This is a genomic window from Tessaracoccus zhenghani, from assembly GCF_055326325.1.
In genome coordinates this window covers 211,511-225,566 of record NZ_JBUZNQ010000003.1, presented here as the reverse complement: position 1 = coordinate 225,566, position 14,056 = coordinate 211,511, and the positions used below count along the sequence as shown (strand labels likewise).

General features: G+C 67.4%; 15 protein-coding genes. 8 read left to right on the top strand and 7 right to left on the bottom strand.

Annotated features, from left to right (window positions below):
• Positions 1-51: 51 nt before the first annotated feature.
• The 4 genes from ligD (at position 52) to ACZK4S_RS08185 (ending at position 3,616) form a co-directional block, all read left to right on the top strand.
• Positions 52-993, top strand: a complete 942-nt coding sequence (ligD, locus tag ACZK4S_RS08200; RefSeq protein WP_076058726.1) for a non-homologous end-joining DNA ligase — start codon at positions 52-54, stop codon at positions 991-993.
• A gap of 13 nt (positions 994-1,006) precedes the next feature.
• Positions 1,007-1,807 (top strand): PP2C family protein-serine/threonine phosphatase, encoded by an 801-nt coding sequence (locus ACZK4S_RS08195; RefSeq protein WP_076058724.1) that lies wholly within the window; start codon positions 1,007-1,009, stop codon positions 1,805-1,807.
• Positions 1,808-1,843: 36 nt separating this feature from the next.
• Positions 1,844-2,068: a DUF3107 domain-containing protein gene (locus tag ACZK4S_RS08190; protein WP_076058722.1), complete on the top strand. Its 225-nt coding sequence runs from the start codon at positions 1,844-1,846 to the stop codon at positions 2,066-2,068.
• A 69-nt stretch (positions 2,069-2,137) separates the two neighbouring features.
• Entirely contained in the window at positions 2,138-3,616 is a 1,479-nt protein-coding gene (locus ACZK4S_RS08185; RefSeq protein WP_463643945.1) for a DEAD/DEAH box helicase, read from the top strand.
• Positions 3,617-3,624: 8 nt separating this feature from the next.
• On the opposite strand, the gene trpS is transcribed toward ACZK4S_RS08185, so the two are convergent.
• Both trpS and ACZK4S_RS08175 read right to left on the bottom strand, forming a co-directional pair.
• Positions 3,625-4,716: a tryptophan--tRNA ligase gene (gene trpS / locus ACZK4S_RS08180; protein ID WP_463643944.1), complete on the bottom strand. Its 1,092-nt coding sequence runs from the start codon at positions 4,714-4,716 to the stop codon at positions 3,625-3,627.
• A gap of 57 nt (positions 4,717-4,773) precedes the next feature.
• Positions 4,774-5,628: a PHP domain-containing protein gene (locus ACZK4S_RS08175; protein WP_076058717.1), complete on the bottom strand. Its 855-nt coding sequence runs from the start codon at positions 5,626-5,628 to the stop codon at positions 4,774-4,776.
• Positions 5,629-5,704: 76 nt separating this feature from the next.
• Between ACZK4S_RS08175 and ACZK4S_RS08170 the strand changes: the two genes are divergently transcribed.
• The gene (locus ACZK4S_RS08170; RefSeq protein WP_076058715.1) at positions 5,705-6,178 is read left to right on the top strand and encodes a DUF2505 domain-containing protein; all 474 of its coding nucleotides are present in this window, start codon (positions 5,705-5,707) and stop codon (positions 6,176-6,178) included.
• A gap of 15 nt (positions 6,179-6,193) precedes the next feature.
• On the opposite strand, the gene ku is transcribed toward ACZK4S_RS08170, so the two are convergent.
• Together ku and ACZK4S_RS08160 are read right to left on the bottom strand one after the other, a co-directional pair.
• Positions 6,194-7,003, bottom strand: a complete 810-nt coding sequence (gene ku / locus ACZK4S_RS08165; protein ID WP_076058713.1) for a non-homologous end joining protein Ku — start codon at positions 7,001-7,003, stop codon at positions 6,194-6,196.
• 1 nt (position 7,004) lies between these two features.
• On the bottom strand, positions 7,005-7,475 hold the full coding sequence (locus ACZK4S_RS08160; protein WP_463643943.1) for a DUF6912 family protein: 471 nt from the start codon (positions 7,473-7,475) through the stop codon (positions 7,005-7,007).
• A gap of 82 nt (positions 7,476-7,557) precedes the next feature.
• Between ACZK4S_RS08160 and ACZK4S_RS08155 the strand changes: the two genes are divergently transcribed.
• The 3 genes from ACZK4S_RS08155 (at position 7,558) to ACZK4S_RS08145 (ending at position 9,655) form a co-directional block, all read left to right on the top strand.
• A complete protein-coding gene (locus tag ACZK4S_RS08155) occupies positions 7,558-7,890 on the top strand; it encodes a cupredoxin domain-containing protein (protein ID WP_463643942.1) in 333 nt (110 codons plus the stop codon).
• Positions 7,887-9,149 carry a hypothetical protein gene (locus tag ACZK4S_RS08150; RefSeq protein WP_083665321.1) on the top strand — a complete coding sequence of 421 codons (1,263 nt, stop codon included), beginning with the start codon at positions 7,887-7,889 and terminating at the stop codon, positions 9,147-9,149. Before ACZK4S_RS08155 ends, ACZK4S_RS08150 begins: the two co-directional genes overlap by 4 nt.
• 134 nt (positions 9,150-9,283) lie before the next feature.
• Positions 9,284-9,655, top strand: a complete 372-nt coding sequence (locus tag ACZK4S_RS08145) for an Rv3235 family protein (RefSeq protein ID WP_076058709.1) — start codon at positions 9,284-9,286, stop codon at positions 9,653-9,655.
• 7 nt (positions 9,656-9,662) lie between these two features.
• Here the strand turns inward: ACZK4S_RS08145 and secA are convergent, their stop codons facing one another.
• The 3 genes from secA to ACZK4S_RS08130 all read right to left on the bottom strand — a co-directional run bounded on the left by secA (position 9,663) and on the right by ACZK4S_RS08130 (position 14,038).
• Positions 9,663-12,494 (bottom strand): preprotein translocase subunit SecA, encoded by a 2,832-nt coding sequence (secA, locus tag ACZK4S_RS08140; protein WP_463643941.1) that lies wholly within the window; start codon positions 12,492-12,494, stop codon positions 9,663-9,665.
• 139 nt (positions 12,495-12,633) lie between these two features.
• Positions 12,634-13,236, bottom strand: a complete 603-nt coding sequence (gene hpf, locus ACZK4S_RS08135) for a ribosome hibernation-promoting factor, HPF/YfiA family (RefSeq protein WP_182763447.1) — start codon at positions 13,234-13,236, stop codon at positions 12,634-12,636.
• A 142-nt stretch (positions 13,237-13,378) separates the two neighbouring features.
• Positions 13,379-14,038, bottom strand: coding sequence for a ComF family protein (locus ACZK4S_RS08130; protein ID WP_463643940.1), 660 nt, complete (start codon positions 14,036-14,038; stop codon positions 13,379-13,381).
• Between the last annotated feature and the right edge of the window lie 18 nt (positions 14,039-14,056).

Here is a 14,056-nt window from a genome sequence, read left to right as displayed (position 1 = left end):
GTGCGACAAATTCACACCGGCCCATGTCATGCTGGGATCAGGAGGCCGGGCATGAACGAGCGGATCACCACCGAGATCGACGGGTTGACGCTGAACCTGAGCAATCTGCACAAGCCGTTGTTCCCCAGCGGGTTCACCAAGGGCGAACTGATCAACTACTACGTCGAGATCTCCGAGGTGCTCCTCCCGCACCTGCGGGACCGGGCCCTGACCCGGGTGCGCTTCCCCGACGGCACCACCGGCGATTCGTTCTACGAGAAGAACGCACCCGCCGGCACCCCGGACTTCGTCCAGACCGTCGACGTGGCCACCAGCGCCGGCACGGTCAGCTACGTGACCGCCACCCAGCGGGCGGATCTGGCCTGGTTGGCGAACATCGCGTCGATCGAGCTGCACACCCCGCAGTGGCGCACCACGGAAGCCACTGCCCACGAGGACGGCATCGTCATCGACGGCGAGGACGAGCCGCGGGCGACCTCGCTGGTGGTCGATCTCGACCCCGGCCCCGGCGTCACGCCGGACGAGATCGCCAAGGGCGCCATCATCGCCGCCACGACGCTGGCTGAGGTCGGGCTGGAGTCGCACCCCAAGAGCTCCGGGAACAAGGGACTCCAGCTGACTGTGCCCATCGCGCCCACCCCCGCCTCAGAGGTGTACCAGTTCGCCCAGTCGTTGGCCCGGCACCTCGCCCAGCGACATCCGAAGCGCTTCGTGGCGACTATGGCCAAGAACGCCCGGGCCGGGTTGGTCTTCGTCGACTTCGCCCAGAACCTCGCGGCCCGCAACACGGTGGTCGCCTACTCCGTCCGCGGCCTGGAGGTCCCCTCGGTGGCGACCCCCCTCACGTGGGAAGAGGTGGCGGCCCTGGGCCCCGACACGCCGGTCCGGACACATCCCACCGCCATGCTGGAGCGGGTGCAGAATCTAGGCGACCTCTGGCACCCCACGCTGCCGACCGCCACGAGCCCGGCGCTGCCCGGCCCCCTCGCCTGACAGGATGGTGTCCATGACGGACCAGTCGACACCGCAGCCCCGCTCCGAGCGCGCACATTACGTGCGTGAGCCCGCCCCCTGGGTGGCCGGGTGCAGCGACACCGGCCGGCGGCACCGCTCCAACCAGGACGCCATGTGCCTGGCGGTCCGGACAGAACCCCGCTCGGAGGCGGTGCTCGCCATCGCCGACGGTGTCACCACCGCCCACGGTTCCGAACTGGCCTCGTTGGTGGCCACGGAGGCGACGGTCGAGACGCTGATCACCGCCCTGAACGCCGGGACGCCGGCCAACGTGGCCTTCGTCCAGGCCTTCGCGGTCGCCAACGACGAGGTGCTCGCCGCGGCTGAAGACCCTTCGGCGTGCACGCTCATCGCCGCCGCGATCCTGCCCGGCATGATCGCCGTCGGCAACATCGGCGACTCCCGTGCCTACTGGTTCAGCGACGACGGCTCAACAGACCTCCTCTCGGTCGACGACTCCATGGCGCAGGCGCGCATCATGCTGGGCATGTCGCGCGACGACGCCGAGCAGTCCAACCAGGCGCACGCCATCACCAAGTGGCTGGGTCGCCAAGCCACCAACGTCACGCCGTCGGTCGTCACCCTCCAGCCCCAGAGCAACGGCTGGCTCATGCTCTGTACCGACGGGCTGTGGAACTACGCGAGCTCCCCGGAGGACATGTCGGCGCTGTTCAGCGCCTGCGTCAGCCGCTACCCGAACCCTCCCGCGCTGGCCGAGTCCCTCGTCGCGTGGGCCAACGATCAGGGTGGCAAGGACAACATCACCGTGGTGGTCGCACGCATCGAGCAGTGACGCCTGGCCCTTGGCGGCGCCGCTAGAGTTGGCCGCATGGAGATCAAGATCGGCATCACCGACGTCGCCCGCGAAGTCAGCATCGACACCACTTCCTCGTCCGACGAGGTCATTGCGCAGTTGCGGGAAGCGATGGAGAACTCAGGGCTCCTGGAACTGACGGACGTGAAGGGCCGCCGGGTCGTCATCCCCGCCTCACGCGTCGGCTACATCGACATCGGCAGCGCCAGCACGCGAACCGTAGGCTTCGGAGCGGTCTGAGACACCGGCTGCGGTAGAGTGGGCCCTCGCGGGCGCACTCTGCCCGTCTCCGGTCGCGGCTCCCGCGCCGTGAGCTCACTCGAAAAGGTCAGTACCCTGAGCGACAACGAGATTGCAGGCAGCGACACATTCGCTGACCTCGGCATCCACGAATCCATTACCTCGGCGTTGGCAGAGACGGGCATCGTCCATCCCTTCGCCATCCAGACGCTCGCCATCCCGCTCGCCCTGCAGGGCGCCGACGTGATCGGCCAGGCCCGCACCGGCACCGGCAAGACCCTCGCCTTCGGCGTCAGCCTGCTGCACCGCATGGTGACCCTGTCGGACGGCGAGAAACCCGCGCACGGCAAGCCCCGCGCCCTCGTCGTGTGCCCCACCCGTGAACTCGCGCTGCAGGTCGGCCGTGACATGGACATGGCGGGCAAGCATCTCAAGATGCGCGTCCTCACCATCTACGGCGGCACCAGCTACGACGAGCAACTCGGCACGCTCGCCACGGGCATCGACATCGCCGTCGGCACCCCTGGCCGCCTCCTGGACCTCGCAGACCGCGGGGCCCTCGACCTGAGCCACGTGCAGGTACTCGTCCTCGACGAGGCCGACGAGATGCTCGACCTGGGCTTCCTGCCCGACATCGAGCGGCTCCTGCGCAAGACGCCCAAGAACCGCCAGACCCTGCTGTTCTCCGCGACCATGCCGGCGCCCATCCTGGCGCTGGCCCGCGCCACGCTGAACAAGCCCATCAACATCCGCGCCGAGGGCCACGACGCAAAGATGACCGTCCCGGACATCGAGCAGTTCGTGTACCAGGCCCACGACCTCGACAAGCCGGAAATGGTCGCCCGCCTGCTCCAGGGCCGCGAGACCACGAAGGTGATGGTCTTCTGCCGCACCAAGCGTGCCGCGCAGCGACTCACCGATGAGCTTGTCGATCGCGGCTTCGCCGCCGCTTCCATCCACGGCGACCTCAACCAACAGGCCCGCGAGCGCGCGTTGAAGAAGTTCCGCTCCGGCACCATCCAGGTGCTGGTGGCCACCGACGTCGCGGCCCGCGGTATCGACATCCCGGACGTGAGCCACGTCGTGAACTACGAATGCCCCGACACGGACGCCACCTACGTGCACCGCATCGGGCGTACCGGCCGCGCGGGCAACAACGGCGTGTCCGTGACCCTCGTGGACTGGCAGGATCTGCACCGCTGGAAGATGATCGCCCAGATGCTGGACCTCGAGCTCGCGGAGCCGGCAGAGACCTACTCGTCATCACCGCACTTCTACACGGACCTCGACATCCCCGAGGGCACCAAGGGCCGCGTGCCCGGCACCATCGCGGCCAAGGAGCGGGCTGAGACCAGCCTCCGCGGCACCGGCGAACGTCGGGCCAGCCAGCGCTCCGCCGCTACCGAGGCCGGAGCCCCGCGCCGTCGTCGCCACCGGGCGACGGAGGCGGAGGGCGACCAGCCGGCGGCCCAGCCCGCGGCGGAGCGCAAGCCTCGGCGTCGTCGCCGTCGCACCCGCGCCGGGGTTGAGGTCAAGCCCGAGAGCTGAGCCTCAGCTCAGTAGGACATCTGCATCGCCGACCGGACCTCATCGAGGGTCTGGTCGGCGATTGCGTTGGCCCTCTCATTGCCAGCGGCCAGCACTGATTCCAGGTGGCCGGAGTCTGCCTCGAGCTCGGCCCGACGGGCACGGATGGGGGCGAAATACTCGTTGACCGCCTCGGTGACGAGCTTCTTGAGCCCGCCGCCACCACCGTCGCCGACCTCGGCCGCAACGTCCTCCGGCTCCCTACCGAGGCACAGCGCCGCGAGGTTCACCAGGTTGGACACCTCAGGACGGTTCGCCGGATCATAGGTGATGTGGCGGTCCGAGTCCGTGACGGCGCGCTTCAGCAGCTTGGCGGTCTCGTCGGCGCTCATCCGCAGCTCGATCGTGTTGCCCTTGGACTTCGACATCTTCGTGCCGTCCAGGCCGAGCACCGTGCCGGACTTCGAGAGCAACGCCTCCGGCTCCGGGAACACCGGCCTAGACGCGTCCGCCCGGCCGTACCGCTCGTCGAAGCGACGGGCGATCACGCGCGCCTGCTCGATGTGCGGCAGTTGGTCCTTGCCCACGGGCACCAGGTTGGCCCGGCAGAAGAGGATGTCTGCCGCCTGGTGCACCGGGTACGTGAGCATGAGCCCGGACATGGGGCGCTCGCCCGTGTCGTCGAGTTCAGACTTCACGGTGGGATTGCGACGCAGTTCGGCGTCGGTCACGACGGAGAGGAAGGGCAGCATCAGCTGGTTGAGGGCGGGCACCGACGAGTGGGTGAAGATCGTCACGTCGGCCGGGTCGAGGCCGATGGCCAGGTAGTCAGTGAGCAACGAGTAGACCCGCTCACGTAGGGGGCCCACACCGTCGCGATCCGTGATCACCTGGTAGTCGGCGATGATGACAAAGGTCTCCACGCCCTGCTGCGCCAGCCGGACGCGGTTCTGCAGCGAACCGAAGAAGTGGCCGATGTGCAGGTGCCCGGTGGGGCGGTCGCCGGTGAGGATGCGGAACTGCGACGGATCCTTGGCGAGGGCCGCTTCGATCTCCTTGCTACGCGCGGTTGAACGTGCGAGCGACGCGTCGATGTCGAGGGAGATCTCTTCGGTGGACATAGGGTTAACCTGCCTGGGGTGAGTGGGTGTGGCCCAAGCTTAGCCAACCGTGCCGGGTCAGACGATCTGGCCGCCCCTGCGCCTGATCCTGGCGAGCAGGTCGCGGAAGCCGGACTTTCGCGTCAGGTTGGCGCCGAGCGGGTTGTTCTTCTTGCCCAGGCCGTGGTAATCGCTCGACCCCGTGCGCAGCAGCCCGAGGCGGCCACCCATCTCGAACAGGAGTGAGCGGGCGTCGTCGTCGTGGTCCGGGTGGTCCACCTCGATGCCCTCCAACCCGTAGTCCCGCACGAGCTGCTCCAGGTAGGGCGCGTCGATGACCTCGCGTCCCTTGCGCGCCCACGGATGGGCGATGACGGCGACACCCTTGGCGCCGTGGATCAGTTCGATCGCCCGCTCGAGCGACGCCGCATACCGCTTGACGTAGCCGGGCCGGTCCTCGTCGAGCCACACCTTGAAGGCCTCGTCGCGGTCCGCGATGTAGCCCTTGGCCACCATCGCATCCGCCACGTGGGGACGGCCGATGGCCGGCGCGCCCATCGCCACCCGGTTGACGTCGTCGATGGTCAGTTCCAGACCTGCGGCGTTCAGCTTCTCGATCATCATGGGCAGGCGGTGGCTGCGGCCGTGCCGGATCCGCGCCAGTTCCTCGCCCAGGTCACGGTCGTAGATGTCGCAGCCGTACCCCAGCAGGTGCACCGCGCGACCCTCCACCTCCGTGGACATCTCGATCCCGCACAGGACCTTCAAGCCGATGCGCTTGCCCGCCTCCTGCGCCTCGAGAACTCCGCCGAACGTGTCGTGGTCTGTCAGCGCGATGGCGTCGAGCCCCGCCTGGAACGCCTTCATCACCAGCGTTGTCGGCGTGTCGGTGCCGTCCGAGACGCGCGAATGAGTGTGCAGGTCGATTCTCATGGCCCTCATCCTAGGGACTGGCGAACCCGCTTTTGGCTGGCCGTGGATAAGTCTCACGGGCAAGTAGTCTGGGGTCATGGATCTGGACTACACCCACACTTATGCCGCAGACCCCGAGCGCGTCGTCGGTCTCCTCCGCAATGAGGACTTCATCGCCGATGTCGCTGTGCACGCCGGTGCCACCGAGCACAGCGTGGACATCACCCCGGACGCGACGACGCTGATCATGTCGCTGCCGGTCCCCGCCTCCATCGCCAAGTTCATCGGTTCCTCCATGAAGCTCAAGCAGGTGTTCCGCTTCGGCGACGTGGCTGCAGACGGCAGCGTCCGCGGCACCGTGGACGTGGACGTCCCCGGAATGCCCGTGGACGTGACGGCCGACGCCGAGATGCTCCCCCAGGGTGACGGCACCACGCAGGGCCGCTATACGGGTGACCTGAAGGTGAAGATCCCCCTGGTGGGCAAGAAGGTCGAGGCGCAGGTCGAGCCGTACATCCGTGACGCCTTCGCCGGTCTGGAGCGCCGCGCGGCTGATTGGCTCAGCCGCTGACGTGAGACGGCGGCCTCAGCCGGCCTTGCTGGCTGCAGCCTCCTCGCGCCGCTTCTTCGCAGCCTCGACTGAGGCCTTGAGCGCAGACATCAGGTCGATGACGTCGCCCGTCGGTGCAGACCGGTCCGTCTGCTCCGGCACCTCAGCGCCCGCAAGCTTCGCCTCGACGACCTCGAGAAGCGCGGCGCGATAGGAATCTGTGTACGCCTCCGGGTCGAACTCCCCCTCCAACTGCGCGATGAGGAGCTTGGCCATCTCGATCTCCGCATCCGAGATCTTGACCTCCTGCGACGGCGCGGCGAACTCGCCGTTGCGCAGTTCATCCGGCCAGTACATGGTGTGCATCAGCAGCAGGTCGCCCTGTGCGCGGATGAGCGCCAGCGATTCCCGGCTGCGCAACGCGACCTTGACCACGGCGACCTTGTTCTCCTTGGCGAGCGCCTCGCGCAGCAGCACGTAGGGTTTCTGCCCGGCTGCCTCAGCCTCGAGGAAGTACGTGCGCTGGAAGAACGTGGGATCAACCTCGTGCTCGTCCACGAACTGCACCACGTCGACGCTCCTGAGCGTGCTCAGCGGGAGGTTCTCGAAATCCTCATCCGTCAAGATGGCGAGGCGCCCGTCTGCGGCCTCATAGCCCTTGGCGATGTCCGCGAACTGGACCACCTCGCCGCACTTCTCACAGACGCGCTGGTAGCGGATGCGGCCCCCGTCGGTGGAATGCACCTGCCGGAAGCTGACATCCTTGTCCTCCGTGGCCCCGTAGAGCTTCACAGGGATGGAGACCAGCCCGAAAGACACCGAGCCTTTCCAGATTGAGCGTGGCATGTCAGCTACCTCCCTGGTATTCGACCTTGTCATTCCAGAGTAGTTCGTGGTTCTCGAGGAGTTCCTGCACCTGCGGCTGTCCCCATGCCTGATCGATGGTGAGCCCCTTGGAGATGGCTGCGGCGTCAGCCACGTCCACCCCCGGTTCCTCGGAGAACCAGGCGATCATGGCGCGTGCCGGGCACTGGGCAAGCATGACCTGGCCGTTGGCCGGGTCCTCGCCGGGCAGCACCGCCGCCTCATCGACCTCTGCAACGACGATGGTGCGCTCGCCGTGCTGCGCCAGCCCCGCCACCGACGCGAGAACCATGGCGGCGTGTTCGGCCGCTTCGGACTCATCATCACCGTACTCCAGCTCCGCCAACAGTTCGGGCGTGACGGTGTAGGCCGTCCGGTTCTCGACGGCGGGCTCGCCCAGGAGCATGCCGAGCTCGTCCGACGCGATGGGGATGAACACCAGTTGACGCTTCACGGACCCCACCCTAGTCCCGCACTGTGACACAGAGGAGGGGTCTGCTGCGCGGGCCCCGGAATTCGGGTAGGTTCGAGGTGCCATGAAGCTCTTGTCACGCCTCGTCGTCGCGTTCCTCACCGCCGTCACGCTGGTCGCCTGCGGCGCGCCCTCCGCTCCCCCGCAGACCATCAAGCTGGAGATCACGGACCCTCCCGCCGCCACCCGACGCATCGAGGTGGCGCTCGGCGCTGAGGTCACGATGCGCATCACGACGGCCATCGCGGACCACGCCCACCTGCACGGCTATGAACTGGAGGAGTTCACGGAGCCGGGACAGACCATCGAGTGGACGTTCACCGCCGACATGGCAGGCAGCTACGAACTGGAGTCGCACACCACCGACAGCATCTGGGCAGACGTGGTGGTGTCGTGATCCCGCTGCACGGGATCGCCTCACGCTCAGACCTGCCCCTCCCGTTCGGTCTGGTCGTGGCCGGCGGGGCCGTCGTGCTGATCATCACGTTCTGGGTCGCCATCTTTGCGTGGAAGCGGCCCCGGTTCCAGGAACAGCAGGGGCGCGAACTGCCCCGACTCACCCGACTCGTCGACTCCCCCGTCGTCTCCCGCACGCTCAGGGTGGTCGTCGCCCTCGTCTGGATGCTGATGGCCGCGGCCCTGTTCTTCGGCGTCGACCGCATCGACAACCCCGTGTTGGGCTTCGTCTACGTCATGGTGTGGGTGGGGTTGGTCCCGCTGGCGCTGCTGCTCGGCCAGGTCCACCGTCGCACGAACCCGCTGCGGCTCCTCCTCCGCTTCAGGGGTGCCACGGCCCCGGCGCCCTTCCAGTCCGCGGCATCGGTTCTTCCCGCGGCCCTCGCGCTGTTGGCCTTCCTCTACCTCGAACTGGTCCAGCCCGGTGGCGCGACGGTGCCCGTGCTCCGCTGGTTCGCCGTCGGATGGCTCGTCTGGGTCACTGCAGGCGTGCTGCTGCGGGGCCAGCGCTGGATCCAGCAGGCAGAACCCTTCGAGGCCTATGCGACGACGGTCGCCCACATGTCGCCGTGGGCCCGCAACGCGCGCGGCGTCATCCTCTGGACCAATCCGGTGCGGAATCTTGCGTCCTGGCGCGCCCCCCGGCACTTGGCGCTCTTGGCCTCCGTGCTGCTGGGCGGCACCCTTTTCGACGCACTCTCCAACACCGGCCTCTGGGTCCGCGGCACCCAGGAGCTGGACGGATGGCTCTGGCCTGTCAGCACGCTGGCGCTCCTGGCCGCCGTAACGCTCATCTACGGGCTGTTCTGGCTGGGTACCCGGCCGTACCGGGGGCTCTCGATGGATGCGCTCGCTCCCGGGCTCGTCCCGCTGGTGGTGGGCTATGCGCTCTCGCACTACGGCACCATGCTCTACCTCGAGGGCCAGCGCACCCTCATCCGGTTCAGTGACCCGTTGGGCCGTGGCTGGAACCTCTTCGGCACCATCGAAGCCGCACCGGACACTGCGTTGTTCATGTACCCGACGTTCATCGCCGTGGCGCAGGTGCTGCTCATCGTCGGCGGGCACGCGCTCGGCGTGCTGGTGACGCACGACATCGCGTTGCGGAGCGCCCCGGCCCAACTGAGGATCCACCTGCCCCTGCTCACCATGATGGTGGTCTTCACGGTGGGCGGACTGCTGCTGATGTTCGGCGGCTGAGCTTCACAGGGTGTTGTCCGACGGGCCCGAGGTGTTGTCCGGATCCAGCCGGGTGTTGTCCGTTGCCAGTGCGGTGTTGTCCGTTGCACTGAAAGGCGTGACCCGGGAGAGGGCCGCCATCTAGCGTCTCCGGCATGAACTCCTCCAGCATCACGCCCCTGCGTCCGTCCCCCGCCGCCCAGCAGACACCGCCCCAGGCCGTCCGCCTGATCCACGTGCTCCTCGAAGCGATGGCAGGCCGGAGAGCCCTCCATCAGGTGCGGCCGTTGCTGTCCGCCACGTCGTTCATCCGGCTGGCTTCCTACGCCGACGCGGGGCTCTTCCGCCGGATGGCCATCGGCCCGCTCAAGACCCAGATGCCCACGCCCCGCGCGGTGGAGGCGACGGTGTCACTCCTCTGTGCCTCGCGCGTCATCAGCTGCGCGATCCGCCTGGACGTGCACCGGGACCGGTGGGTCTGCACGGAACTCGCCGTGCTGCGCCCAGCCGCCATGATGGCGGCCTGAGGATGCCTCAGACCGCTCCGGCGGGCCTGCCGTGGCAGACCTTGTACTTCTTGCCGGAACCGCAGGGGCAGGGCTGGTTGCGGCCCACCTTCGGCTCCGACTTCGTCACGGTCACCCCGGTGCGCGTGGCCTCACCGGTCTCGTCCGGCGCAGAGTAGGAGAGGTTCCTGTCGCTCTTGCGCTCAAGGCCCCTGGCCAGTGCGGCCGGGAGTTCCTGCTGGGGTTCCTCAGCCGGGACCTGGATCTTCGGGGTCTTGACCTTGTGGGCCGTCTTGGAGGGCAGGCTCTCGGTGAGGGAATCGACACCGACCGCAGACCCGTCGCCGTCGGTGACCAGCCCCACGTTCAACTGGGGCTCGGCCGCCGGCGCAGCCACCTCCAGGTTGAACAGGTACCCCACGACCTCTTCCATGAAGGCGTCCATCATGGCGTTGAACATGTCGCCACCCTCGCGCTGGTACTCGACCAGCGGGTCGCGCTGTGCCATTGCACGCAGGCCGATGCCCTCGCGGAGGTAGTCCATCTCGTAGAGGTGCTCACGCCACTTGCGGTCGAGGACCGTCAGGAGGACCTGGCGCTCCAACTCGCGCATGGTGTCCTCACCCAACTGCTCCTCGCGCTTCTTGTAGGCGGCGTCCGCGTCCTCGAGGAACATCTCGACCAGTTCGCCCTGCTCGGGCAGGTCGTCGGCGATGTCGTCCATGTCGATGGTCACCGGGTACAGCGTCTTGAGTTCGGTGAACATCGTCTCGATGTCCCAGTCCTCCGGGATGCCGACGGTGTGCTGACGCACCACGTCGCTGACGACGCGCTCGGTGGCGGCCTTCAGCTGGGCTGAGACGTCGGCGCCGTCCAGCACCTGGCGGCGGTCGCCGTAGATGGCGTGGCGCTGGCGGTTCATCACGTCGTCGTATTTGAGGACGTTCTTGCGCATTTCGAAGTTCTGACCCTCGACCTGCTTCTGCGCGCCCTCGATCGACTTCGACACCGACTTCATGTCGATCGGCACGTCGTCGGGGACCTTCATCATGAGCAGCGCGCGCTCGAGCAGTTCGGGACGGAACAGGCGCATGAGGTCGTCACTGAGCGACAGGTAGAACCGCGATTCGCCCGGGTCGCCCTGGCGACCGGAACGGCCACGCAGCTGGTTGTCGATGCGCCGGGACTCGTGACGCTCTGAGCCGACGACGTACAGACCGCCGAGCTCAACGACCTCTTCGTGCTCCACCTTCACCTGGTCCTCGAGCGCCTTGAGCGTCTCGTTCCATCGGGCTTCGTACTCCTCGGGCGTCTCCTGGGGGTCCAGGCCCTCCTTGCGCAGCTGGAGGTCCGCGAGGAACTCGGGGTTGCCGCCCAGCATGATGTCGGTGCCTCGGCCGGCCATGTTCGTCGAGACCGTGACCGCACCCTTGCGGCCGGCCTCCGCGACGATGGCGGCTTCGCTCTCATGGTGCTTGGCGTTGAGGACCTTGTGCGGGACGTTGGCCTTCTTCAGCAGCGCCGAGAGCACCTCGGACTTCTCGACGGAGGCCGTACCGATGAGAACAGGCTGGCCCTTGGCGTGCCGCTCCGCGATGTCGCGGACGATGGCCTCGTACTTGGCCTCCTGCGTACGGTAGATCAGATCCGCCTGGTCGACGCGTACCATGGGCCGGTTGGTCGGGATGGGGATGACGCCCAGACCGTAGATCTTCTGGAACTCGCCCTCTTCCGTCTTCGCGGTACCGGTCATGCCGGCCAGCTTCTCGTACATGCGGAAGTAGTTCTGCAGCGTGATGGTGGCCAGCGTCTGGTACTCGTCCTTGATCTTGACGCCCTCCTTCGCCTCCAGCGCCTGGTGCAGACCCTCGTTGTAGCGACGGCCGGCCAGCGTGCGGCCGGTGTGCTCGTCGACGATGAGGACCTCGTCGCCCGCGAGGACGTAGTCCTTGTCGCGCTTGAACAGTTCCTTGGCCTTGATGGAGTTGTTCAGGTAGGAGATCAGCGGGGTGTTGGCCGACTCGTAGAGGTTCTCGATACCGAGACGGTCCTCGACCTTCTCGATGCCCGGGGCCAGCACGGCGATGGTGCGCTTCTTCTCGTCCACCTCGTAGTCCACGTCGCGGCGCAGCGTCAGGGCCATCTTGGCGAAGACCGGGTACCACTCGTGGTTGTCCTCCGCGGGGCCGGAGATGATCAGCGGCGTGCGGGCCTCGTCGATCAGGATGGAGTCGACCTCATCCACGACCGCGTAGTGGTGGCCGCGCTGAACCATGTCGGCCTTGCGCAGGGCCATGTTGTCGCGGAGGTAGTCGAAGCCGAACTCGTTGTTCGTGCCGTAGGTGATGTCGCAGTTGTAGGCGGCACGGCGCTGTTCGGGGGTCATCGACGTCAGGATGGCGCCCACCTCCATGCCGAGGAAGTGGTGGAGGCGGCCCATCTGCTCAGACTGGTACTTGGCGAGGTAGTCGTTCGTGGTGACGACGTGCACACCCTTGCCGCTGAGTGCATTCAGATAGGACGGGAGGGTGCCGACGAGGGTCTTGCCCTCACCGGTCTTCATCTCGGCGATGTTTCCCCAGTGGAGGGCCGCGCCGCCCATGAGCTGCACGTCGAAGTGACGCTTGTCGAACACGCGGACCGACGCCTCGCGGACGGCGGCGAAGGCTTCCGGCATGATGCGGTCCAGGGACTCCCCGTCCGCGATCCGCTCACGGAACTTCTGCGTCTCTTCGCGAAGCTCTGCGTCTGACATCGCCTGGAACTCTTCTTCGATGGAATTGACCTGGTCGGCCACCTTCCGCAGCTTTCGGAGCTGTGCTCCCGAGCCGAGGCCGCTCAGAAAGTCCATGATTCCCACGGGGCGCATCCTTCGTGTCGCGTTGCGTGCCGGGCCGGTGCCGACTACCGCCAGCCATCCTAACCCCACTCGCCAAGGGGCGCAGAACAGCGCTCGCCCCGACTTTTCGGTCGGGGCGAGCGCTGTGGGGCCGTGGGGCTCAGCTCACATCGAGCTGGATCACGCCGTAGTTGTAGGCCTTGCGGCGGTAGACCACAGAGGGACGGCCGGATTCCGCATCCTGGTACAGGAAGAAGTCGTGGCCGACCAGTTCCATCTCATCCAGCGCCTGCGCCAACGTCAGGGGCGCAGTTTCGAAGACCTTCTCGCGCACGACGAGCGGGCCGTCGCCGGTCACCACGAGCCCGGCGACGTTCGTGACGGGCACGCCCTGCTCCTCCTCCTCGGTCGGCTCCGGTGCGGGAGCGAACTCGGGAACGGCGCCGGCGCGCAGGCCACGGTGGGTCTTGCGCCGGTCTGCCGCCCGACGAAGCTGGGACTTCAGTCGGTCGAGGGCGATCTCAAATGCAGCGGTCTTGTCTTCGGCATTGGCTTCGGCACGGATCACGGGTCCCCTGCTCCGCAGAGTCAACTGGACCGTGGTCGCGTCGGACGGATTCTTCGTCCCCTCGGATGCCTGGAATTCGACTTCAACCCGAATGACCCGGTCACGCAACCGTTCAATGGTGGCCAAGCGCTCGCTGACGAGCTCCTTGACTTCGGGGCTGATCGTGCATTGACGACCTGTGACGACGATGTCCATTTTATCCTCCGTCTATCAGGGCTTATGCCCACTGACGACTTGCTACACGACAGGGAGGGATCCCGGTCGGTATGCACAACGCCGCAGGTCGCCCAGCGAGCTGGGCCTGCGGCGTGTCCATGGACCAACGCTACCCTCACCCTCAAGGGTGCGTCACGCGTTTGGGGGTGTGTCCCGGAAGTTTCTCCGCCTGGGCGATCACGGCGCCTCCCCACACCGGTACGCCCGCCGCCCGCAGCGCGCGGACCGATTCCCGGAGCGAGGCACCCGAGGTGGCGACGTCGTCGACCACGACGGCCGGCGCCCCGTCTGCCAGCGCCACCATGGAGTGCGCCAGGTTGCTGCTGCGCTGGAGCTTCCCCAACCCTGACTGGTCCTCCCCCGAGCGTGACCGCGACAGCAGCGGCCTCCATGGCAGCCCACAGCGCCCGGCGGCCCGGGCTGCGAGCCGCCGTGCATGGTCGAATCCCCGTTCCCGCACGGCCGAGGGTCGCGACGGCACGGGCACCAGAACAGCGTGGGACGGGGGATCGAGCCCCGCCACGGCCCGGGCCAGGAGGTCCCCCAGCGCCGCGCCCAGGTGCAGGGCGCCATCATCCTTGTACCGGGGAATCACGTGTTCGAGCACAGGGCGGTACTGACATGCCGCCACCAGCGGCACGTCGAGCCCGCGTTCGATCAGTTCCGGCGGGTCCGCGAGCAGTCCGCGGCAACCGGAACACAACCCCCAACCCGGGGCCTGGCAGCCGGGGCACGATGCTCCGAGGAGCAGGTCAGCGGCGGCGTGGAAGAAGGTCAGCACACCCCCACTGTGGCCAAC